This window comes from Candidatus Nanopelagicales bacterium, assembly GCA_028687755.1.
Classification (GTDB): domain Bacteria; phylum Actinomycetota; class Actinomycetes; order S36-B12; family S36-B12; genus UBA11398.
In genome coordinates, this window is record JAQTZL010000013.1 from 1 (window position 1) to 22686 (window position 22686).

Annotated in this window: 19 protein-coding genes; 5 read left to right on the forward strand and 14 right to left on the reverse strand. The window is 51.3% G+C overall.

From position 1 onward, the window contains the following. The coding region (locus PHN51_11550) for a hypothetical protein (GenBank protein ID MDD2819412.1) at positions 1 to 2420 on the reverse strand (2420 nt) is incomplete at its 3' end. 316 nt (positions 2421 to 2736) lie between these two features. Further along, positions 2737 to 3291: a hypothetical protein gene (locus tag PHN51_11555; GenBank protein ID MDD2819413.1), complete on the reverse strand. Its 555-nt coding sequence runs from the start codon at positions 3289 to 3291 to the stop codon at positions 2737 to 2739. Between the two features lie 21 nt (positions 3292 to 3312). Here PHN51_11555 and PHN51_11560 point away from each other — a divergent pair, with 21 nt between their 5' ends. Then, on the forward strand, positions 3313 to 4971 hold the full coding sequence (locus PHN51_11560) for a hypothetical protein (protein ID MDD2819414.1): 1659 nt from the start codon (positions 3313 to 3315) through the stop codon (positions 4969 to 4971). Positions 4972 to 5010: 39 nt separating this feature from the next. Here PHN51_11560 and PHN51_11565 read toward each other — a convergent pair whose 3' ends face one another. Beyond that, positions 5011 to 5439, reverse strand: a complete 429-nt coding sequence (locus PHN51_11565; protein ID MDD2819415.1) for a hypothetical protein — start codon at positions 5437 to 5439, stop codon at positions 5011 to 5013. Between the two features lie 499 nt (positions 5440 to 5938). Between PHN51_11565 and PHN51_11570 the strand changes: the two genes are divergently transcribed. Together PHN51_11570 and PHN51_11575 are read left to right on the forward strand one after the other, a co-directional pair. Beyond that, positions 5939 to 6487: a hypothetical protein gene (locus PHN51_11570; GenBank protein MDD2819416.1), complete on the forward strand. Its 549-nt coding sequence runs from the start codon at positions 5939 to 5941 to the stop codon at positions 6485 to 6487. Between the two features lie 217 nt (positions 6488 to 6704). Next, positions 6705 to 8963, forward strand: coding sequence for a hypothetical protein (locus tag PHN51_11575; GenBank protein ID MDD2819417.1), 2259 nt, complete (start codon positions 6705 to 6707; stop codon positions 8961 to 8963). 59 nt (positions 8964 to 9022) lie between these two features. On the opposite strand, the gene PHN51_11580 is transcribed toward PHN51_11575, so the two are convergent. The 3 genes from PHN51_11580 to PHN51_11590 form a co-directional block, all read right to left on the reverse strand. Then, the gene (locus PHN51_11580) at positions 9023 to 9991 is read right to left on the reverse strand and encodes a hypothetical protein (GenBank protein ID MDD2819418.1); all 969 of its coding nucleotides are present in this window, start codon (positions 9989 to 9991) and stop codon (positions 9023 to 9025) included. Between the two features lie 45 nt (positions 9992 to 10036). Continuing rightward, the gene (locus PHN51_11585) at positions 10037 to 10948 is read right to left on the reverse strand and encodes a hypothetical protein (protein ID MDD2819419.1); all 912 of its coding nucleotides are present in this window, start codon (positions 10946 to 10948) and stop codon (positions 10037 to 10039) included. Between the two features lie 234 nt (positions 10949 to 11182). Further along, the gene (locus tag PHN51_11590) at positions 11183 to 11728 is read right to left on the reverse strand and encodes a hypothetical protein (GenBank protein MDD2819420.1); all 546 of its coding nucleotides are present in this window, start codon (positions 11726 to 11728) and stop codon (positions 11183 to 11185) included. Between the two features lie 258 nt (positions 11729 to 11986). Here PHN51_11590 and PHN51_11595 point away from each other — a divergent pair, with 258 nt between their 5' ends. Continuing rightward, positions 11987 to 12436 (forward strand): hypothetical protein, encoded by a 450-nt coding sequence (locus tag PHN51_11595; protein ID MDD2819421.1) that lies wholly within the window; start codon positions 11987 to 11989, stop codon positions 12434 to 12436. A 37-nt stretch (positions 12437 to 12473) separates the two neighbouring features. Here PHN51_11595 and PHN51_11600 read toward each other — a convergent pair whose 3' ends face one another. From PHN51_11600 to PHN51_11630, 7 genes are all read right to left on the reverse strand, one after another. Further along, the gene (locus PHN51_11600; protein MDD2819422.1) at positions 12474 to 13457 is read right to left on the reverse strand and encodes a hypothetical protein; all 984 of its coding nucleotides are present in this window, start codon (positions 13455 to 13457) and stop codon (positions 12474 to 12476) included. Continuing rightward, entirely contained in the window at positions 13458 to 13832 is a 375-nt protein-coding gene (locus tag PHN51_11605) for a hypothetical protein (protein MDD2819423.1), read from the reverse strand. Continuing rightward, complete coding sequence (locus tag PHN51_11610; GenBank protein MDD2819424.1) at positions 13807 to 14160, reverse strand: hypothetical protein; 354 nt, start codon at positions 14158 to 14160, stop codon at positions 13807 to 13809. The genes PHN51_11605 and PHN51_11610 overlap by 26 nt, the downstream gene beginning before the upstream one ends. Before the next feature lie 12 nt (positions 14161 to 14172). Then, complete coding sequence (locus PHN51_11615) at positions 14173 to 14676, reverse strand: hypothetical protein (GenBank protein ID MDD2819425.1); 504 nt, start codon at positions 14674 to 14676, stop codon at positions 14173 to 14175. Then, positions 14673 to 15170, reverse strand: coding sequence for a hypothetical protein (locus tag PHN51_11620; GenBank protein ID MDD2819426.1), 498 nt, complete (start codon positions 15168 to 15170; stop codon positions 14673 to 14675). The genes PHN51_11615 and PHN51_11620 overlap by 4 nt, the downstream gene beginning before the upstream one ends. A gap of 138 nt (positions 15171 to 15308) precedes the next feature. Continuing rightward, a complete protein-coding gene (locus PHN51_11625; protein ID MDD2819427.1) occupies positions 15309 to 16142 on the reverse strand; it encodes a hypothetical protein in 834 nt (277 codons plus the stop codon). 10 nt (positions 16143 to 16152) lie between these two features. Then, a complete protein-coding gene (locus tag PHN51_11630; protein MDD2819428.1) occupies positions 16153 to 18510 on the reverse strand; it encodes a hypothetical protein in 2358 nt (785 codons plus the stop codon). A 107-nt stretch (positions 18511 to 18617) separates the two neighbouring features. Here PHN51_11630 and PHN51_11635 point away from each other — a divergent pair, with 107 nt between their 5' ends. Beyond that, complete coding sequence (locus PHN51_11635) at positions 18618 to 21212, forward strand: hypothetical protein (protein MDD2819429.1); 2595 nt, start codon at positions 18618 to 18620, stop codon at positions 21210 to 21212. Positions 21213 to 21269: 57 nt separating this feature from the next. Here the strand turns inward: PHN51_11635 and PHN51_11640 are convergent, their stop codons facing one another. Continuing rightward, positions 21270 to 22679, reverse strand: coding sequence for a hypothetical protein (locus tag PHN51_11640; GenBank protein ID MDD2819430.1), 1410 nt, complete (start codon positions 22677 to 22679; stop codon positions 21270 to 21272). Positions 22680 to 22686 lie beyond the last annotated feature (7 nt).

The following is a 22686-nucleotide window of genomic DNA, read 5'->3' on the forward strand; positions in this document are numbered from 1 at the left end:
CGTGTCAGTTCACGAATATCGGAGATCGCCATGTAGCGCGTGTTGGAAAAGTCACCGATCTTGGCTTCAAGCAAGTTTTCGATACTGACTTCTTTCTGTGTCACGATCTCCGGGTACAGGTCTTTAACGGTTTGGAAGACCGATGGATCTGTGTTCTGTCCAGAGGTGACGCTTTTGTATGTGATCGCGATCAAAGCGTTCATGGCCCAAATCGACTCTGTGTCCCCAGCTCTGTCGATCTTCTTCAGGTCGGCAGAAAGGACACTGAATGCGTCGAGAACGGTCTGATTGGACTCGTACTTTTCTGGGATAGACCAATCTCTACCAGTCATCAGTCCTTCAAAGCTAAATGACTGTCCTGTTCTGTAAACAAAGCGAGAGAAGATTTCTGAGATTATCTCAGCGGTTTCGTCTTTGATCAGATTCAAGGGTTGTGACTTTGCTATCCTGGATGCACCTGCAAACATTTCTTTCACAGCCTCGATGGGGTACTTCCTGTTCGAGTCCTTCATCCGTCCAGAGATCTGAGACATGGCCTTGGTATCAATGTTGGCTTTCTTAATCTCGTCCAACAAGGGTCTCAGACCTTTGATATCATTGATCAGCAATTTGTTCTGCTCATCTTCGGTGTTCATCAGTTTGTCGTAGTCCAGCTTGTCCCCGTGGATCTCTCTGGCCTTCTCGATGTACTTGGCCATGGCCTCTTCAGCACTCTTGGACCCAAGCAGTTTGTTCAGCGCTTTGACTTCAGGCTTGTTTCTTGTCCTATCAGACGACACTGTAGAAGAGATCTTTGCCAAGATCTCTTTGCTGCTGCTTTTGGCTTTGTCTTTGGCTGACGCGCCTTTGAAGATGCTGGCCTCCAGGTTAGACTGGATTCTTTCACGTGTATCTAGGCCACGCTTCTCGTAATCGTACAGCAGTGGCTCGGAGTCTTCGTAGTTGGCAACCGCCGGATTGACGGTTCTGTACATGGCGTTCAGGTCAGTAGCGCGCGCCAGCAGTCTGGCCAGGTACAGAGGTATCACCTCAGTGAGTGACCTGTGAACCTTCTTATCGAAGATGGCCGGCTGGTTGTGGGACAGGTAGTTCTCTGTCTTCAGTTCCAAGTTGGGTTTGTCAGGGTTGACTGAGCCCAGCAGATCAGCCAGTCCACCGGTGATACCTCGACCCAGCTGACCTGACATGGTGTCATCGGTCTCAAACTCTCGGTTCTTCCGTGTCACCATCTGCTGCGCTGTTTTCAGAAGGGTGGACGGTGAGTTGACCAGCATACTCAGGATGTTGCCGCCTGTCTTGATGGTCTTGTTGCCTTTGATCTTGTCCCGCAAGTCCTGCGGGATCTTGTCAGCTGCGTATTCACCCAGAAGACCACCACCCATACCGGCTACAGCGTCCACACCCATCATCAGACCACTGGGTCCACCCATCTCACCTGCTGAGTTCATCTGACCCAGGATATCGGTGAAGGTGTCCATGGAGTCTGTGACGGCACCTACCTTCTGACCCACATAGCTGGCTGCCTTCTTCTTGAAGGTGTCCATGAACTTGGAGTTGGTGAACATCTGATCGTAGACACGCTGTGTGGCTTGATCTCTGATCAGCTGCTGCAGACTCTCTGTCTTCTGAAGCTTCACAAACTCAGGAAGAGCTGTGTTTTTCTCGATGTTGGTGAACTGGATGCTGAAAGCCTTGAAGTGATCCTTGATGTTCTTCAGAGTGTCAGCTTGGACAAAGTAAGACTTGTACTGAAGCTCCAGAGACTTTCTGTAGTACTCCTTAGCGATCTGGACTGTGAACTCTGTGTACCTGGAGGTGTTCCTGTCGATGTTCGACATCACGTCCATGGACATCTGAGACTGAACGATGCGTTCTTTCTTCTCGACTTCACCCTCAGCCGACTCTTGAGCTGAGATAGCTTTCTGGACTTCGATCTGTTTGTCGAAGATAGAAGCCAGATCTGAAGAGATAGCGGAGTTCCGCATCTGCTCCTCAGACTGCTGCTTCATCTGCTCAAACTCTGATGCCTTGTCTTCCAGGAAGTCATCAAGCATCTTGATCTTGAAGGGAAGGGCTTTGGCCACTTCCTTACCAAGTCTGTAGGTAGACTTGGTCAGCTTGGCTTTGTTGGTGTCGAAGACTTCTTTGCCGTAGTTGGCAAGATCCATGGCTTCGTAGTAGCCTGCTTCGTACTCCTCAGGGAGAACGTTCTTGGCAGACTTGGTGACCAGCTCCTCTAGGAAGCCTTCACCTGCTGTCATGCCCAGCTCTTTGGCAACTGTGGATGTGGATGGCTTTCTGTCTGATGAGCCTAAGCTGTCCTCATCGTCAAACGACATGTCATCGAAATCTCCCATGTCGTCAAAGTCCATCCCCATGTCGAACTCTTCTGATTCTTTTCCTGATTTCTTGGTAGCCATGATGGACTCCTGTATTGATAGATCAAAAAATCGCCTCTGTTGTGGTAAGAATTATCGATACCGAGTTTTGCTCTTGTGGATTTTTTTCCACATTCCTAATAAAGTGAACTATACCACCAGGCTATCTCTGCCCGGGGTGCCCCCGGTACTGTTGTTTTATATATAAGAATATAAAGAGAAAATGAAACAAGAGTAAAGAGCAGAGATGTGAGTGGTGTTTAGAGAGCATTAGAGAGCTCTAGAGACATGCAAAAAGAAAAGATGAATGAAGACCACCAGACAGCCACAGAAGGCTGTCTGGTGTGATCTTGAGTTGTCAAGTAGGGAGAGGAAAGTAGTCAGACGGACAGAGCTCTTCTGTCACTCGGTTGATTGTCCAGGTGTTTTCACCAGTTCGACTGTATCGACGGATAAAACCGCCCGACACTTTGTTACCAAATCCAAACTCTACCCTATAGGCAGTGTGAGGAATTTCAGATACCACCTGAGCAATATCGTAATCACCCGGTGGTTCGGTGATATAGGTTCTGTATCGAGGTACGTTGTGCAGTGGATTGCCGCTGAGTTGACGAACGAGGTCAGACATGGAAAGATTAGACGGGTCGATGTCTCCTGACTCAATACCGGCTTTGATGTCAGTGAGTGCTTGGCTGGCTTTGTCAAAGCTGTCCAGAGGGACATACAGGACGAATGTAGGGCTAATATAGGACACCTCTGGTGGACAGAGAGTGCCGGCAAAAGCCTTGGCATCTTCAAGCACTTCGCGGAGTGAGCAGAACGTAAGTTTTGTCATGGTGCTTCCGTAGGTTGCTGTGGGTTGTTGGTTTCTGACATTGCGTACCTTTTTAAGTTGATGACAGGTTTTATACATCTGACCAAAGTTAGATCAGGTGTGGATTTTTTGATCTATAAGGAACACCCCATGAAAATGCCTGTTAACTTTGACCTGCTGGTCATACACAAGGAAGAGTTGCCTAAGTTCGGGCAGATAAAAGAGTTGCAGATCTTCGGACAAGGGAGCAACTTCCATCAGGACGGATTGTTCTCTGTGCAGATCTTCGGTGCTGTGGGCTCAGAGAGCCGCAACAGTGTCTTTGGGTATATCGACCTGAAGTACGAGATGCTGCACCCTGCGGTGTACAAAGCCGTGATCTCACTGGGGTCTGTCTACAAGGCTGTCCTGGAAGGTTCTAAGACCGCTATCTGGGACAAGAAGACCAGGAACTTTGTGCTGAGCAACGAGGAAGGAGCTTCTACGGGGTACAGCTTCTTCATGGAGCACTTCGAGGAGATCCAGTTTCCCAGGACCAAGTCTGACAAGCGCGCGTTCAACATCGCTTTGGTCGAAAGATCTGCCAAGACCAAAACCTACATGCTCAGATACCTCCTGGTCATGCCCAGTGGTCGACGAGACTACGTCGTGAACCAGAATGGCAAACCTGAGGAAGATGAGATCAACACGTACTACCGAAGGCTGTTGGCTCAGTCTCAGCTGATCGATCCCATCATCGCCAGCAAGAACCCATCGGTCTACGATGCGGTACTGCACAACATCCAGAAGGCGTTGGTGGATCTGTACAACCAGTTCCAAGACTTGTTCGACGGTAAGAACAAACTTGTTCTGGCCAAGTGGCTTGGAAGAAAGACTTTCAACTCCACACGGAACGTGTTGATCGCTCCTGTGGACACTGTCGATGACATGCAGGACAAAAACCGGCTGTTGTCTAATCAGGCTGGTATCGGGCTGTATCAGTTTCTGAGAGCAGCTGCACCTCTGTCACTCTACGAGATCCGCAACCGTTACATCTCTGGACGTGTCTTCTCGGAGAACAACAACTACAGCAGTTTGGTCAATCTGAAAACACTTCAGAGAGAAGACGTCATCAGTGCATCTATCCAGAAGGACTATGACCTCTGGATGACCCCAGATGGCTTAGAGTCGGTCATCGCCAACTTCGGTAACCTGGATACCCGACATCTTCCTGTTCTGGTTGGTAAGGGCAAATACGCCTTGGCTCTGATCTACAACGACGGTAAGCATGTCAAGGTCTTCCAGGACATGAACACCTTCCCTTCTCACCTGAACAAGGACCATGTCTCACAGATTACCTACTCAGAGCTGCTGTACCTGAGCGTAGCAGACATGAGCGACAAGACACCGTGTCTGCTTACCCGGTATCCTATCAACGGCTATGGTGGTATCTTCCCTGCTTACATGAAGGTCAGAACCACAGCCAAGTACCAGAAGGTCACCGAACTGGATGACAATTGGCAACCCACAGAACGCATGCTACCCACCTTCCCTCTGCGCGGTGTGGACTTCCTGAACGGCATGTCGGTTCACCAGTCACACATGAGTCTTCTTGGCGCAGACATGGACGGAGACACACTCAGCTGCGTGGGTCTCCTCTCTGAAGAAGCCATGGAAGAAACCAGAGCGGTGCTGGACTCCAAGTCTTACTACTTCAACGATGAGCGCAAAGTCATCTTCTCTAACTCTGCAGACGTGTTGAACAGCGTGTTGTCTTTCATGACTGAACATTACGATTGATAAGTACTCCTAGAAGGCCTTAAACGGCCTTCTAGGATCTTAAATGATGGTTCGATGACTCTTGGTAGCGTGACTGCTTTTTACAGCGTTAGAAGCTGTTTTAACAAAGAGTGGATCGTCAGGGAAGATGCTCTCAGACACAGCCTGAACAGTGTCGATCGGATGCCCAGAGCACCAGAACCGCATCAAGCTATCCTGGGTAGGGAGATCACAGGTGTACATGAACCACAACTTGAACACAAGGTTCCCGCTGTCCCACTGATAGACCTCTTCAGCGCGATGACACTGATTAGCGCTAACGATCACCAAGTTGTACTTGACGTGGTCGTTTGACTGAAAGTATGGATGTTCGGCCAAATCACTCACCTTCAGGTCAAGATCTTGTCCGTGTACAGTGGCCTTCAAGATAACAGGGAGTTTAAGTCTTGCAACCATCTGTTCGATCGTCAGCTGCTTCTTACCAGTCATGGGAGTCCTTTCTAGAGACAAAGATTTCAGAGCATCTTCACTGTGTATAAAAAGCCAAGTCAGACCTGCCCTTTCGAGCAGGTCTGACCGCTTCTTCTCTTCCACTCTAGAAACCGTTTGCTGTCCTACTAAAAACGAATGCATGTATATTCACACCCACGGCTCTCGTGTTCTAACGAACACTCAAGCCTGGACTCGCTGTGGAGTCGAGTGTTCTACACTCGACTCGCTCCGCTCGTCGCCAGAGCTACTTCGTAGCTGACACTACTGTGTCCTCCTACTACCAAAACATTTATGTCATTGTGAAAAAACTTAATAAATAAATAAATCAACTTATTAGTTATTTATTGTAAAAAAATACTCACTGTAAACAGTCAACACCACGAATCTCTCGGTGTACAGTGGTTAACAGAGAGCTAGACGCTCTCTGTACACACGGTAGAATTTTACTGTACTGATGTATCTTACGACCTATGTTTCCGTTTGTTTGGAGCTTTCTATGCTGTCTACTGTTTCTGAATGCATGACACCTGATCATGAGGTGTTGACCGACGATGGCTGGAAAGCTATCGGTGAAGTTCAACTGAGCGACTTTGTAGCCCAGTGGACATCAGCCACTGGACGCTTGTCCTTTGACAGGCCATCTGCTGTGATCTGCAAAGATCACGTAGGCAAGATGCTTCACTTCACCAGCCTGGATCTTCGAGTAGATCAAATGGTGACACCGATGCATCGCATGCCTGTGGTGACACGTCAAGTGACACACAAGTTTGAAGACTGTGCCATGGCTTACATGGTGAACTACAACACCTTCAACGGCTTTCCAGTTGCTGGTCGCTTGATCATCCCAGAAGAGCTGATGCACGAAGAAGCTCAGCTTCTTTATCCGCATGTCAACCCACACGGCAGCTACGTGCCAGGACATCTGATCAAACGCACTGAGGAAGACTACAGCGGCACAGTGCACTGCTTGACTGTCAAGACCGGCTACTTCCTGGTGAGACGCAACAACATCGTCTCGATCACTGGCAACTGTTTGCGCACCTGACTTACAGATCTCTGGTAGGATGTCCTACCAGAGATCTGCGTACAGTTTGTAGATAGCTCTAAAACACGTTTAAACAGCTTTACAGCCGTTTAATTCGATCAGATAAGCACTGCTATCAGTTAGCTTAAAAACAGCTCACAGAGCGTTTTAAAAGCTTAACAGAGAAAGCTCAGCGTATCGATGCTGTGATCACCTTTTTTACACGGAGTCATCAGACATGGCAACCCAATCACCCACCGAACTCCAGCAAGCCACAAACCCAACAGCTACCAATGTACCTGAGCCCAGATTGCAAGGCTACCAACCCGTGCAGCTGAACTTTCCAGCCCCAAGAACAACAGCGGCTGGCGCTGACAAAGTCTTCGACGACGACTGGATGAAGACCACGTTCATCATCAGCGACAAAGACCTGTCATCCAGCAACACCTACGCGTCGTGGATCAAGAAGCAACGATACCGCACGTCAGCTGACGACAAGTTCTCATGCACGGCACCCGGCATGAGCTTAGGGGTGAACCCTAAGCCACAGTTCACACGGTACTGCGATATCCGTTCTAAGGGTCGCGTATCAGGTCGACCCGACATCGTGGTAGGGTCACAGTACCACGCCAGCGGTCTGGGTATGGGTGGCTACTACTCCAGAGCTATCGACGACAACCAGCAACGCATCTTCATGCGGTTCGGTGTACCACAGTACATGCCGTTGCCCTTCTGGATCTACAAAGCTTTCGACATCCACAAGACCGTCTTGCACGGCCGTGGTGTCATGACGCAGACCTTTCTACAAGCTGTCAGGGTGGTCAGCACCTTCTTCTCGTTTGCAGCAGCGCCTGTGCTGAACTTGGCCATGGCTGCTCTGGACGTCTTGGTCACCAACTCCAGGTTCTATTCAGTCAGACCCACCATGTACACCTACTGGGCTACAGTAGAATCTATCTTGAACACGCTGGTTGCCAGACGCACGATGCTTCCCCACATCCTGCCAGACTTCACTTACAAGTACAACGCCACAGTCGGTAACCCACCGACGATCTCTGCAGACTTTATTCGCAACCTGTCAGCGGTGGGCCTGCAAGACATCGTGAACCCAGAGACAGGTCGCATCAGTGTGTTTGCTATCGCTCTGAGGTTCCAAGCAGCCTATAACAAAATCAAAGTCGACCATCTGAACGCCGACAGAAACACCGCCAGCATCGATTCAGCCACAGTCACTGACAACATTCAGGGAAGTGTCACTGTCAACAGCACTGTGGCGAGCGCATCCACCAGTGGTCGGCAGCAGACTATCTCTGAGAAACTGTTTCTCTATGCTCACGAGAAGCTCATGGGTGGTGAACAAGTAGAGGGTCTGGATCAGAACAAACAGACACCCACGTCTGTGGTGGGCTACGACGATCTCTATCGGGATCAGAATGGCAACATGCTGACCATGGACATCGATCCCAACAACCCAGTGGCGGATCCCGACGCTACCGTAAGCGCCAACGCTCAAAATCCTGCCATGAAAGACAAGTGGGACAAGCTTGGTGAGTACGCTCTGGCAGAGTTGACAGAGGGTGCCGCCTTTGCAGTCTTCAACGTAGAGCACACGGGATCCGTCGGCGAGTCCTTCTCCTCCTCGTTTGGGTCTAACCCCATCGAAGCCACCTTCAACTCACTGTCGGCCAAGACAGGTGCGATCGGCACGATGATCACCCAAGCTTCAGGTATGGTGCCAGGCTTAGATGATGCATTGAAGCTGATGGGTGATACAGCCGCCACAGCGCTAGCGTCAGCTACCGCCAATCTTGCCAACCCACTTCTTGCTCTGGCTTACGGCGTCAACATCACGATGCCTAAGATCTGGGAACAAAGCTCAGCCAACCTCCCGTCCGCTTCGTACAAAATGAAGCTGGTCTCTCCTTACGGCAACCCGTACTCACAGCTCTTCAGTCTGTACCTTCCTTTCTCTATGCTGGCAGCTGGTGCCTTACCAAGATCCACAGGCGCATCCAGTTACCTTTCGCCGTTCTTCTGTCAGTCGTACGACAGAGGTCGCGTGAACATCGGTCTAGGCATGATCAGGAATCTGAGCATTACACGGGGTACTTCCAACCTGAGCTTTACCAGAGCTGGTCACGCCAACGCGATCGACATCGAGTTCGAGATCGCTAACTTGGACGAGATCGTTGCTGTGGATGTCACAGCCAGTGGAGCTTTGACGCAGGCTCTGTCTGTGGCAAGTACCAACTTTTCTGACACACCCTTCATTAACTACTTAAACACTGTTGCAGCAGTGGATGTATACACGTTGGTCAATCGCGTCCCTATGGCCCGTTTAAAGCTCGCTGAGAGGATGATCAAGTTCAAGACTCTGATCGATCCAGACCCAGCAGCGGTAGCTTCAGCCACAGTGAACAACTTCCCTCCCGCCACTTGGGCAAGAAACTTGTTAGGTGACGCAGCGAACACCTTGACACAGCTTCAGAGCTTCTGACAAAAAAGAAAAGACACAGAGAGGAGCCGGAGCTCCTCTCTGTGTCAGTTCATCAGGCCTTAGCCTTGGGGTTGCTCGACGGAAACATCGTTGGCAGCTTGTGGCGTGGTCAACTCGCCCAATTTCTCGACGGCTTGGTCAACGTTGGCTTTTGCTTCAGCTGCCAGGGTTTCTTGAACCTGACGACCTTGTTCGACCACCTTGTCTACCAGCAGGCGCAGCAGGTCGGTGATGGTCAGGTTGTTGGTGAACGCATTGACAAAACTGACGGCGACAGCCGACACGACCAGCTTTGACCAAGATTCAAATTGGTACTTTTCGCCGGAGAGTTCATCGTCAACGGCGTCCAGTGCTGTCCAGATGTCGAAGCCCATGATGGCGTCGTTCAGGTTGATGTTCAGGACTTCAGGCTCCAGAATCTCCAGAACGTTGGCCGATTCCTTGACTTTGCCAAAGACTTCATGGAAAAGCGCTGGGGGCGGTTCAAAGGCCATGTGTGCGCAGATGTGCACCTTGCCCACGTCGTCGATGTCGTCTTCATTTTCACGGAGGATCCCGCCGGACTTCAGCGGGATCATTTTCAGGTAGTCCATATCCAGACCGGTTTCTTCGTGCACCTCACGGTAGGCGCAGTTTTGGAGGGTCTGAGCGTACTCCTCCAAGGACATGGTGTAAACCACCACTTCACCGGCGTGTTCGATGGAGCGTGTGACGCCACTGGCCACCACCGAGGCTGGCATGTCATCGACAGAGTCGATGTGCCCACCGAACCCGATGCTTCCGGCACCCCGCAAGCGAGCTTCACCTTCCCCCTTGCTGGGACGGCGATAGCGAATGAACGCCATGTTACCGTTTTCGGCGATGAAGCTCTGGATCGTGACGTACGGCAACAGCTGCATGAAACCGAATTCCGACTTCTCGCAGATGTCACGATCGATGAACGCCACCTCGACAGTGGACTTTTGTTGGAATGCGGTGGCGAGGGCGGCCAGTCCGCCGATGACACAGAGAGCGACTTTTTTGGTCATGATGAGTTTCCTTGATTTTGAGAGAGAGAGATAAAGAACCCAGGGTCACTGGGCTTCGGACATGGGCTCTTCCAAGACGGCCGGTTCGGCCGCTTCAGAAGTTTCTGGCTCGACGACAGCCGAGACAGTTTGCTTGTCTTCCGGCAACGCTTCTGCCAGAGGTTCGACAAGATCTGCGGCAGAGGTGTAAACCGGCTCCGTAGGAGCCGACTTGACTTTCTCTTCCGGTTTAGGCCGGCGACCTTTTTGACGCTGAGACCGTGGGGGTCGAGGAGCGATGATGTCTGACACACCCACGATAGAGGTACGCTCGTGAGGGGGTTTCGTGTTAACCCGCTTCACCAGCTCTTCGTAGGGCACAAAATCCAAACCCATGTGCTCAGCCTTAAAGCAAAGGTACTCGTTCAAAGCTTCCAACACCTGTGGAGCAAACACTTGCTCCAGCGATGTCTCATACTTAGTGATACGCTCACAGAAACCGCGCACGATGTTCGGGTATTCTGTCCAACGGTGGTATTCCCGATAGAACCCGCCTTCCGCCGTGCTGTATGAAGTCCACGGAATCTTCTTCACGGCCTTGAAGTGTTGGTGCACCATGTTCCGAGACCGGAGGAGATGGTAATACTTGGCGAACGCCAGCAGCATGTGATAGTCCGTCGTGTCCATCCCGCGAACAATGCCCGGAGGTGGGGTGTGACGGTACTCATCATCGTGCCAATACAGCCAACAGACAAAAGCGCGTGGGGACGTGAACGACCCCAGGTTAGGGATAGAGAAATTACCCCGCCAGTCGATGGCCAGCAAGCGACCAAATTCTGTTTCACCTGAGCGGTTGACATTCAGATGACCTTCACCGTCCTTGGTGTAAAAGGCTTCGCGAAGCTGATCGCCTGCATCGGACAAGCTAACCGTATTTTTTCGAGATTCGTGCCGTTGGCGGTTTCCGTTTTGAGCCATGGTGTTCCTTGAGAAAAAGAGATACAAGATCGTAAACACTCGCTGCTGTGACGCAAACAGTACAGTGTCCTAGACCATGCAAGAACCGATAGTCTGAGTGAACACAGTTGTTTTAACTGTGACACAAAATGCCTGGGTCTGACGAACAATGTCAAGGCTACGCAGCAGTTGACATTGTCCACCTTCCCAGCGAACTGAACCGCAGCAGTGTCTCTTCTAAGAAGAAACTACCGCTTATTTGCCGAACAGGTTGGCGGCTTGTTCGGAGATCTCGGCACGCAGAGTCGCGCCGCTGGTACCGTAGTGATCCAACACCGTGGTCAGGGCCATGTAGCGTGTGGTTTCCACACGCTCGGCGCCAGGTTCCATGGCGGTAGGAACACGCGACACCTTGGAGCGCTCAGCGCGGATCTGAACACTGTCACGGCTTTGGTAGTAGCCCAGTTTGGACTGCACCGTGGTCAGTTCCTTGTCCTTGGTGAACATGTCGGCAGCCACTTCGGCGACGGCCAAGCGAGCAGCGTTCACAAACTCGTTGTTGTAGCTGCCCACGGCCTTGACGGTGTCCATAGTGATACCGTCGGGCAGGTTGCCTTCGTAGGCTTCGCGTGGCTTTTCTTCCACGATCTGAGCAGTGCCTTCGGTTTTCAGGTTGGCCTTGATTTTGTCGGCCAGATCGCGGTTCTTGCTGACAGCGGTGCCGGTGAAGATGGTTTTGGTTTCCATGGTAATTTCCTTGGTTGGTTGAAATAAGACAAGCCGCGCATGCAGCCAGGTCATGATACGGCAGAGTAAAAAACTCCCCCAGTATCCGGGCAATAGTCTTTGCCAGACGGTATGACAGTGAGTATATATGGAAGTCATTTCTACCCAGATGCTAATGGTCATAAATCTCTTGATAATGAAGTGGCAGCAACTACCGATAGGAGATGACATGCCATACAAAAACGATCTTTGTTGGGTCGAATTTCAAAGTCCTTAACCTCTAACCTGAGCAACAAAACTATGCCTTCTCCATGCAGCTTCGATATTCGGAAAATGAGAAATCGTTTACGAAAGCAGCTGACAGTGGCGCTCTTCTTCATCTTGCCAGTCAAGGTGACGAACGTGTTCGTCAGTCTGTCACTCGTCTCGCTGATACTCAAGTTGCGAGAACTTGATGTCAGCGGCAATCAACAGCTTGCCAACAAGATCGGAGAGCTCTTGAAGATCAAGTTGTCTGACGACATCTTTCTGCTACCTCAGCAAACATTCAGCTGGTACTGGACAGCTGACGTGCTCAGTACCCCGTTAGAGTTCGATGGACACAAATGCACTCTCGCTCAGGCCATCTGTGACAAAGAGTCCTTCTTGAAACACCGAAGCACCATCCTCAACATCCTTCTCGACAGCCTTCCCTCAGCGATCAAGATCAAACTTGGTCTGTACAGCATTCCCCGCAGGCTTGAAGTCAAGCACTGTGTTGTCAGCGCGCTCCGTTACGCGTAAGCTTCTCTACCACCGGCCTCACAGCCGGTGGTAGAGATCATGTTTCTTTGTAGATGTCTAGAAAGAAAGCTGACGAAAGTCTCAGTCGATCACCAGGCTTTCTGTGGTCGTTGAAGACCTCAGTGGCCTTGATGTTGGCTTGCGTAAAGAGGTGGTTGCTGTACGTAGGGTCTTGTACAGACACCGTGTGCCGACCATCGGCGTCGTGAACACGTTTGTACTCACACAGCTTACCGTACCCCACAAACAGTGGCATCACAGGCCTGACGCCTGTTCTGAAGGTTCCTGGCACGGTTGTGTGCTGGGTGTAGACTTTCTGTGTCTGGATACCGTTTGTGTGCAGATCCACCATGAAGCTGTTGTGTGTGGACAAGAACTTCCGGATGACGCCCAGAGATCTGATCAATGCGCCATCCACCACGGTAGGGTTGTGATCAGAAACCGGAACTTCCAGATCTCTGAAGATGTCACGCTGTGTGGTCAGTTCGTACAACTTCTCCACGTAGTGTAGACGATCCAATCGCAGTACAAAGGTCGTGTCGGAGATACGGAAGAAGTACTCAGGGTTCTCCATGACGATGTAACCAGCCATGATCAAGATCGGCTTTTCGATAGCCACAGGCATCGTGATCAGGACACGCTCGTAGGGAGAGAAACCCACGTCCTCAAACACCATGGCTGAGGTGATAGGATGTTTGGTGATGGTGTCAGACAACCCAGCCAGAGAGACGATACCCACGCTGTTCTGACGAGACCGCAGCATAGACCGTGTACCAAACGGAATGTAGAAGCGATTGTCAGACCAGACTGTGCTGTGCACATAGCCGTTCACAGAGACCAAACAAGTCTCATGGACACGACCCATGTCCACCAGCGCATCAGGTCGAGTGACCTCTACGTCAGGGAAGTCATCCTTGTAGTAGAAGGCCAGTTGGTCGTAGTTGTGATGACCCATCTTCACGATGTCGAACTTGTAGCCAGCTGAGTTGGCCAAAGCGTAGTTAGCAGAAACCTTGGCCATTTAGCCTCCCAATGAAAACATGCGAAACAGATTGCCGATGATCGCGGTGATGCCGTTCAGGTCATCGTTGGTCTTGAACACCATACCGACCACAACAGTGAAGACACAGCTCAACAAGAACACCAGGAAGATGGTCTTGTGTTTGCCGTCCTGCAGTCGCTGTATGTGGTTTTCATCGGTCATGACCGAACGGTAGTGAGCCATCTCAAACATCGCCGTGATGACGTAGATGCGTTCTTCGTCGGTCAGCTGCTCCATAAAGATCTTCATCAGTCGTCTGTTGTAGCTGTAACTCTTGCAAGGAGAGTTGGCCAACTTGACAGACTCAGACCCGATCAACTGAAACAGCTCACTTACTCTTGGATTGAGCTTCATCGATGGCTTCCTTGGTGGTACCTTGGAGTTTCCTGATAGAGATCAGATTCTTGTTACAAGTGTCCAGATCTCGCCAACTGTCTTTCACCAAGGTGGATAGATAGAGTTCACGCTCAGGGAGCGAGAGCGCCTTCACCTCAGATGGAGCCCTAGGCTTAGACGGAATGATGGGTTCAGTGAAACTGGCGGGGATAGCCAGGTAGACAGTTTTGGTCTTGTAGACCACCTTCTGCTCAGGTTGTGTGGTGGCGCAACCTTGTAGCACGAGCAGTACAAGGCAGAAGACAAGAGCCAGGACAAAACGGACGTGATAGTGAAACGGGTTCATGAGAGTTCCTTGTCAGGTTTTGGGATAGTTGGAAAACAGTTCACTGTGAAGCTCATCAAGAGAAACCATGATGTCTTCGGTGACCTGATCGGCGTCCACGCGGTTGACGGTGATGGTTGCAGACTGAGGCGGGTTGTCTTTAACGATCTTGTCGATCGTGGGCTGGACTTTCTTCTGGACAGACTCCTTGGACTTAGTAACCGTTACCGTGGTCCTGGCGTTATCCTTTTGTTTGGCCTCTAAGACCTCCACCACAGCTTCCTGTACAGTGTCCTGGACATGAAGTGTCTCTTGGATGTCTGCGTTCGCCATGAGCACAGCCTCCAAGTCTTTCTTGGCGGTGACAGCTTGACCCTTCAAGGCAGTCTTGGTTTCAAAGCCCAGCTTGGTCAGAATGGTGTCTGAATTGAACAGAACGATGGTGGCTATGAAGATAGCCAGGATACCGATGAAGACACTGATACCAGAGAACAGTTTAGATTTCAAGCCAGCAAAGAGAGCAGGTAAAGCGATCATGATGCAGCAGCCTCTGAAAGTGAAAACAGGTGGGAAACGAAGCCGATAGCGATGGCATCGACTTCATGTTCGGTAAGGGTTTCTGGATCTCCAGGGTAAGTGATCACCCCGGTTTGAAGCTTCTCCAGAAGAAATTGCTTCATGACATCTTTCTTGGTCATGCCTTTTGTCATCTTGGCATGGATGAACATCTTCTTCACCAGAAGAGGTTCGATCATTCGGATCTTCAGTCCCTTGGGAATGAGAACGTTGTACCTGATGGCAGAGATCACCTCAAGCAACGACCCATAGACCTGCGGTGTCAGAGCGTTGTAGAAAGGTGTTTCGATGGCAACGTGTTCGATGTCAGGATACCTTGTCAGGGTGTCCTCTACAGCCGCCAGAATGTGAGCCACTTTGACCACACGTGCGCTGTAGAACTTCTCCACTTCTTTCTCACTGTCCGTGAACTTTCGAGCGTTTTTAACGTTCTGAGTCTCCAGGACTTCAAACACGTTAAAGGGTCGTGAGACTGCAAGTCCGCAGTTATTCACTCCTGGGTCAATGGATAAAAGCATTTCAATCCTCACAGTAGGTCATTCAAACTATCTTCAGGTCCAGGGATTAGCCTGGACCTGAAGATAGATGATGCGTTAAGTGCGAAGAGGAGCAACGTTGCCGACGTTGACGGTCAGCCTGACTTCGGTGCTGGTTTCGGTCAGGTTGTGACTCTGGTGAACGAAAGCTGCCACCTGAGCCGCGATGACTTCAGTGTAGGTAGAAGTGGTCCCACCAAAGCTGCCGGTCAAAGGTTTGTCGATACCCGTGCAGAGTGCCACCTCGGTGATGTTGGCGTAGCGCGGATCACCGTAGATCAGCTGGCAAGCTTCACGGATGTTGACGATGTCAGCTTGATTCAGCGTGAAGGTGCTTTTGGCCGTCGTCACCAGGTAGTCACCGTCTGGGGTGTTCAGATTGGGGTTGCTGATGATCGGGTGTGTTGGAGACAGATCAGAAGAAGTCGGTGAGAAGATGTCGTCAGTGATGACATCGGAGGCCACGTTGCGGATCACCAGGCTCGGTGTCACGCTGGCCATGTCCAGAACACGCAAGTAGTACACGACGTAGTTCTCACCGCCGATGGGGGTGATGACACGCATGCGGTAGCGACTGCGTTCGATGGCGGGGATGTCATCGTCCACATGGCGGGCCACAAACGGGATCATGCTGTACAAAGAGCTGTGACGAGGGAGATGTGGCACCGGAGATGTCAGCTGGAAACCACCAGGAGCGATTTCGTAGCTGGCGCCCTTGTTACCGATACCCAGGTAACCCAGATAGGGGTACTCGTTGGTGGAAGGCACTTGGTCTGCGTGTACACCAAACTTCTGGTTCAGTGTAGAGTTGGGCAGCACCACAAACGGCTTGCGCAGCAGCATGCAGGTTTGCAGGTAACCGGCATAGCCGGTAGGGGTCACGGTTTCCATGTATAGGCTCCTAGAGGTTCATGGCAAGAAACAGGAAATGCTCTTCAGACAATTCCTGGGGTGGGGGGAGAGATTCTTCAAGGGTAAAACCCACGTTGAAGTTCACGATAGTGGTACTTTCTGAAGCGGCTTCTGTCTCGACAGATACACCAACTTCTAACAACACATCGTTGTCACTGTAGGTCTGGCTGGTGACTTCCAGCACCTTGGATTCGATGTTCAGCTCAGCAGTAGATTCTGACTTGTGGCTCTGGTCATCGATCTCGATCTCAGGCAGAGGCAACCCTGCTTCGATCTCGTAGATAGAGCCTACAGACGCATCAGCGATAGCGATCAGGTCGATCTGTATCACACCCTCTGTGGCTGAGGTCAAGTCTGTTGACAACGCCAGATTTACCACGTCTTCGCGGGTACCCTGAGAGTCTACCTCTATCGAGAGTGACGGCAAAATGGTTTCAGCGTCAGACAGGTCAAAAGCCGCTTGTGACTCGATACTGTACCGAGTGTGTTCCAGACCTGTCAGGATAGGGCTGTCGCTGTAGTAGTTGTTCAGTAGCTGAACAGTGTAGCTGTTGAACTTGGAGAAGACATCCGTCAAAGCACCCTGAAGTCTTTTCAGACGGTTCAAGTAACTGAGCTTCTGATCAAACACGTTGTCAAGGATGTTGAACAGATAGCCGGTCAGTGTCTGGTTGTCATACGTCCTGACATCTGTTACTCCGGTCCTTCTGAAGAAGTCGTCGACACTCTCATCGTCGAAGGTGTACACGTCTGTGATGTGGAAGTTGTCCACAGTCATGGTCATCTGTCCGTTCGTGTCCATGTCACCGAAGTTGGTGAGCATGTGCCAGAGTCCGATGTTCAAACGGTAAACCCTGGACACAAAGTCAGCAAACTGGTAACTTGTCAAGAGGTTGCTGTACATCGGAATCGCTTCACGAATCTCCTCGATGTAGTCCAGCTGATCAAAAGTCTGCTTGTAGAAGAAACCCGTTAACTGCTCTGTCGTGGGTTTGACAGGATTGAAGACACGCTTGATCCTGTAGCTTGGAAACTCTGACAGAGAGATACCTTGCTGCATGTGTAAGCTGACAGAATACAGCTTGAACAAATCCTTGGTGTTCAGACGTTTGGTGACGTTGGTCACAGGGTCTGTCACGTCCACCAAGAAGGCAACCATGTTGGTCTTGTTCAGGTAAGCCCAGTAGTCTACCAAGGTGTCGATCAGCTTGTACTTGACACTGTCGGTCTCGTCCACCAGAACTGTTTCCAGATCCTTGGTAAGAAGCTTGGAAAACAGTGACCGTCTGTTTTGATCGTTGATCTGATCGTATCTGTAGGTGTAGGCTTTTTCATTACCATCCACCAGAGGTCTTTCTTTTTCACCTAAAGCCAGCAGGTCAATCGGCGCGTTCTCGTGGAGCATCGGTCGACTGTTCAGCAGCTTTCTGTCGAACAGGTACTCGATGTGTCCATCTGCATTCACCGAGTTTCTTTGTCGATACTGGTAGTTGGTGACGCTGATGTTTCTGTCTGTGAACAGGACGTCGATCAGCTTCTGGAAGGTGCTGTTGTGACCAGAGTGGTTGTTCAGGTAGAGCATGTTCCTGTACAGAAACAGCTGTTGTTTCTTGGTCAGGAACAGCAAATGGTCGTCCAGCTTGTGATGACTTGCCAGGAACAGCCGGATGTGGTAGCTGTGCGCCCTCACCGTCTGTGTGTTCTCCAGCCGGATGGCCAGCAAACTGGTCAGCAGGAAGTTGTAGAAGATGTGGTATTGGCTGGCCAGGAACAATGTGTATCCAGCGGCATAGAACTGGATCAGCCAGATGCTCTTGTAGTTGTCGATGCGCTGTTGAAGTTCCAGCATCAGATCGATCTCGTTCTCTTCTACCAGAGCGGAGTTGTGGCAAATGATCGTGAAGTCCGGAAGTTTCCATAGTTGGTCAACACCTGTGTAAGGTGAATCACTGATGACCGTCTTGATGTACAGCTGTTGCTCAGGGTAACGACTGACCACCTCGTCGTACAGTTGACCGAACTTCAGAAGTTCAGTTCGTGTCTTCCGATGGATACCCATGTTGACTTTGGTGACTTCTATCTGTGTGCCGTTGTCCACAGACGTGACCATAACCGGTTGGTCAACCGCGTGGTAACGACCTGACAGATGCAGGTAGTACCGCCACTCGTCTTTGTTGTCAGAGACCACAAAGCCTGGGTACGTTTTCTTGACGTGGTCGTTGTACCCAGAGGCTTCCGCCTTGGATTTGAAGGCGATAGACTTGATGAGAGCGATAGATTGTTCCAGATACTCTCTGGTGTAGAAAGTGTTGTTACCCAACACACTTTCGATGACATTGGTGCCCATGCGTTTCTCCTTTGCAGGTGTGGTCAGACGATAGCCTACCCTCGACATAAACTTAATAGACGAGACATTAGATCTAGTGATTATTTTCTAACACAAGAGAGCGCCCAATGAACCCTCATTCCCCTACAGACCTGGTGCAACTGCTCCGTCAGAACCGTCAAGCTGTGGTCGATGCCCGCACGGTGATCCAGTCCGGTGGCTCAGCGATCAGCGTCATCCCCAAACTGGTGACAGACCCCAAGACACCTGGTGCTCCTATCGAATCTGAAGACCGGATGATGCTGGACCGCAGCGTGTTGGAGGAGCTGTCCAGAGGTATCCAGGCTCGTCGCAGGAACCACCAAGACATCATCCAACTGTTCCCAGACATCGAGCTGTGCATACAGATCATGGTCGGCTCTATTCTTTCACCGAAGAAGATGACCGACGTCAGCTTGATCTACAGTTTGGCCAAGAGCGTCTCTCTTCCCCCCGCGTTGTCCGCCAAACTCATCTCAACCATCGGCGAATATATCACTGAAGAGTACGCTCTGGAAGACAAGCTTTCGGATATCCTCCGTGAAGCTCTGTACGAAACAGGATCGCACTGTATCGCGGTGATTCCTGAAGCATCGGTGGACGAACTGATCAACTCTGACCTGACAGGAGCCATCACAACAGAAGCCTTCCAAATGAAAGCGGACAAGCTGATGGATGAGCTGGTGGGTGAACCTGCCACGGGTTTTGACATCGCTGCCGAATGTGCCAACATGTCCGAGCAGGAAAAGAAGTTCTTTACCTTGGCACTTGGACCATCGTCCCTGCGTGTCAGCACCAACATCAAGTTGTTCCATTTCCCTGATGTCAAGGACAAAATCACCAGCAAGATCGTCAAGTCAAGGGCACGAAGCTCGTACGGTACGTTTGCCACTGAAGCCGGTCGCGCAGTTGAGTATCTGGACGTGTTCCGACAACGCACGCGCACGCCAGGTTCCAGCAACGTGTCGGTTATCCGAAGCCGTGACGAAGCCCGTCGCAAAAGTGTGGGCAAACCCATGACAGCTGTTTTCCCCAGTGCTTCGGTGATCCCAGTGGGTATCCCTGGCAACGAGAAAGAGCACGTTGTCTACTTGGTCCTGACCGATGAAAACGGTCGACCCTTGGACTACATGTCTTCACCGACACAATTTGCAGCGGAACTCTCAGGTAACTACACCCAACAAGCAGGAGGCGGCTCTAACCCCATCCAAACGGCCCACAGAGGCCTTATCGCAGGAGAGAAGGCTGTCAACAGTGAACAGCTCTATCGGGTCTATAAAACGGTTCTAGAGCGTCAGCTGTATCAAACTGTCAAGTCTTCCCTCTTTGGCAAGGATGTCAAGATCACAGATGCCAACGACATCTACTTCATGATGTTCTGTCGAGCACTGGCTGGTCAGCGTACCAACATCGTCGTGGTACCCAAGGAAATGATGGTCTACTTTGCGTTTGACTACAACGACTACGGCATCGGCAAGTCCTTGATGGACGACCTGATTGTGCTGTCTGGTCTGCGTGCGGTGGTGCTGTTCTCTAAGGTGATGTCAGAAGCCAAGTCAGCTATCGATGTCACTTCAGTCAACGTGACCCTGGACCCCAACGATCCAGACAAAAAGAAAACCATGCGGACTATCCAGGACGCAGTGATGAAGGGTCGCAAAAACGACATCCCTTTCGGACACAACAACTACAACGATGTGACGGCATGGGTGCAACGTGCCGGCCTGCGGTTCAACTTCTCTGCGGTGGAAGGTCTCCCAGATACACGGGTGGAGTTTGAGAACAGCAATCTTCAGCACAACGTGGGTGACACAGAGACTGAGTCTAACCTTGGCAAACAGATGATCAAGGCCATGGGCGTACCTCCTGAACTGGTGGACAACGCTTGGGGTCCGGACTTTGCTTCCACAGGTACCAACAACAACGTGATCCTCTCTAAACGCGTCAAGATCTACCAGAAGAAGCTGTCAGTGCTTCTGAGTAAACTGGTGGGTCTGTACGTCTATACCGACGAGCATCTTCGAGACAAGCTCCGCAAAGCCATCAACGATCAAGCTGATGCCTTTGAAGGGTCCTTGGAAGAGAATGAGAAAGCTCTGTTCACCAAGAACAAAGAAGCGTTCATCGAAGAGTTTCTGGACAAGCTGTCTGAAGCTGTCGTGGTAAAACTCCCAGAACCAGAGAACACCAACCTGACCAACATGGCTGCGTCGTACCAGCTCTACAAAGCCAGCCTGGTCGAGATGTTTGACTCAGTGCTCTCCAGTGAAATCTTCACTGAAGACATGACGGGCGTCTTCTCTGCACACATCGACAGCCTGAAGAACAACTTTGTTCATCTGCTGCTGCGTCGGTGGTGTGCTGACAACAACTACTTCCCTGAAGCTCTGGCGTTCACATCTTCTAACAAAGAGGATATGGAAGCTCTGACCCAGGCTCTGACTGGACACATCACTGACAGCGCGCGCACTGGCTCTATCATCCTCCGAATGCTCTCAGCTGTGAAAGAGGCTATCGCTAAAGATTTGGCCAATATTTCAGGCGAGGGCGGCGAAAGCGTAACCGCCGACTCTCCAGACACATCGACCGACTCAGGTGCCGACGGCGGAGACGGAGGCGGTGGCGATAACATGGACGACTTTGGTGGCGACGATACGACAGGTGACGACCTGCTCAATTTCTGACAAAAGAAAAGACTGCTCTCCCTCTGGTAGCTTAGGCTACCAGAGGGAGATGTCAGGTTACTCGGAGTAGACCCTTACCAAGAACTTGTTTGTCTTGGAGCTGGACATGTCGTACACCTTGTAGATGTCTTGCTCTGCGGTTTGCAGGTAGACAATCCGACCAGGCGCAGCCGCAAAGATGCCACACATGATCGTGTCCATCTCTGGGCTGGTGAAACCGCCGGTCGTCGTCGTGATGTCGGTAGACATCAGCGGCAGCTGCACCAGTGACACCGTGTCAACGGTATACACCGCGTTGGTATCAGCCAGTGCCGGATGCTTGGCTTCGGTCATCGCGACGCGATTGGAGTTGCGTTCTTCCAACAGTTCCTTCAAGAAGTCGATCAAATCGTCTTCAGCGTTCTCAGTGTTGTCACGGAGCACCTTCAGGACACCATTGAAGTCGTCCATGAAGCTATCGACACCGGCTTTGCCGTCCACGATCATGGCGAGAAAGTCGTTGACGTGCTCACTGATACCGCGATCCAGGCCAAGAATGGCAGCCTTGATATGGATAGATACAGGCGTCGGTGTGGAGGAAGTACGACCCACGTCGAACAAAGCACGCATGGCGCGGTACAGACCCTTGGGCTCAGTTTGCTGGTCAAAGATCGCCAGGATTTTCTCACGCTGCGTTTCGTTCTTGCACGTGTACTTGTTCACCAGGAGTCCGGTGGCGATGTTGGGCGCTTTTGCGGCGTCCAGTTCGGCAAACAGTGACCGGATCGAGGTCCCTGCGATAGCGGCCAAGTTGCCTTCTTCGGCTGACTTGCGCTTCAGTACGCTGGCGAATTGCTCGCCGGCGCCAGAAACAGATGTAGCACAAGGAGCTTCATCCACGATGCCAGAGCGGCACGAGCGGCGAGTCCAGACTTTGGAGGCAGGGATAGTGGCCACGGGGGTTTCCTTTTTAACTGCGGTTGGTTGGGAGGAGGTTTGTGCGACTTCCGTCGCACGGGTTTGAGGGGCACCGAAACGACCACCGATTTCGGTGGGGTGCTGCGATGTTTCCGGTTGACGCTGGTTGGCATTCTGAACAGAGCCATTTGCGTACCGGCTGGGGTTGGCTGTCCCTATAGGTGTCTGCGGTGCTTGTGGCGGCAGACCGTAAGCAGGCATCTGTGTCGGGCCAGGGTGCCCATATCCTACCTGTTGCATCGGATACTGTCCAGCCATCGGAACAGCGCGTTGTTGTTGCTGAGCAGCGATAGCCGCATTCTGTATCGCCATCTGACAATCCAGCAGCTGCCCGCTCTGCAGGTTGCGGAAGTACTGGCGACCATCTGTGCCGTTCACCATGTCGTACCCACTGTTCAGGTAGTGTTGGGTGATCTGCTGAGCAAAGGCCACCATGCGGGGGTCTTGCTGTGGTTGCTGGTGCTGAACGTGAGGTGCGGGGTAGCCGGTGTGTGGGTTTTGGTAACTCATGGTTTTT

Excerpts from the sequence above, each read along its gene's own strand:
- PHN51_11555 (MDD2819413.1), bottom strand. The coding sequence starts at position 3,291 with ATGTATAAAACCTGTCATCAACTTAAAAAGGTACGCAATGTCAGAAAC.
- PHN51_11565 (MDD2819415.1), bottom strand. The coding sequence starts at position 5,439 with ATGACTGGTAAGAAGCAGCTGACGATCGAACAGATGGTTGCAAGACTT.
- PHN51_11570 (MDD2819416.1), top strand. The coding sequence starts at position 5,939 with ATGCTGTCTACTGTTTCTGAATGCATGACACCTGATCATGAGGTGTTG.
- PHN51_11575 (MDD2819417.1), top strand. The coding sequence starts at position 6,705 with ATGGCAACCCAATCACCCACCGAACTCCAGCAAGCCACAAACCCAACA.
- PHN51_11580 (MDD2819418.1), bottom strand. The coding sequence starts at position 9,991 with ATGACCAAAAAAGTCGCTCTCTGTGTCATCGGCGGACTGGCCGCCCTC.
- PHN51_11585 (MDD2819419.1), bottom strand. The coding sequence starts at position 10,948 with ATGGCTCAAAACGGAAACCGCCAACGGCACGAATCTCGAAAAAATACG.
- PHN51_11590 (MDD2819420.1), bottom strand. The coding sequence starts at position 11,728 with ATGACCTGGCTGCATGCGCGGCTTGTCTTATTTCAACCAACCAAGGAA.
- PHN51_11595 (MDD2819421.1), top strand. The coding sequence starts at position 11,987 with ATGAGAAATCGTTTACGAAAGCAGCTGACAGTGGCGCTCTTCTTCATC.
- PHN51_11600 (MDD2819422.1), bottom strand. The coding sequence starts at position 13,457 with ATGGCCAAGGTTTCTGCTAACTACGCTTTGGCCAACTCAGCTGGCTAC.
- PHN51_11605 (MDD2819423.1), bottom strand. The coding sequence starts at position 13,832 with ATGAAGCTCAATCCAAGAGTAAGTGAGCTGTTTCAGTTGATCGGGTCT.
- PHN51_11610 (MDD2819424.1), bottom strand. The coding sequence starts at position 14,160 with ATGAACCCGTTTCACTATCACGTCCGTTTTGTCCTGGCTCTTGTCTTC.
- PHN51_11615 (MDD2819425.1), bottom strand. The coding sequence starts at position 14,676 with ATGATCGCTTTACCTGCTCTCTTTGCTGGCTTGAAATCTAAACTGTTC.
- PHN51_11625 (MDD2819427.1), bottom strand. The coding sequence starts at position 16,142 with ATGGAAACCGTGACCCCTACCGGCTATGCCGGTTACCTGCAAACCTGC.
- PHN51_11630 (MDD2819428.1), bottom strand. The coding sequence starts at position 18,510 with ATGGGCACCAATGTCATCGAAAGTGTGTTGGGTAACAACACTTTCTAC.
- PHN51_11635 (MDD2819429.1), top strand. The coding sequence starts at position 18,618 with ATGAACCCTCATTCCCCTACAGACCTGGTGCAACTGCTCCGTCAGAAC.
- PHN51_11640 (MDD2819430.1), bottom strand. The coding sequence starts at position 22,679 with ATGAGTTACCAAAACCCACACACCGGCTACCCCGCACCTCACGTTCAG.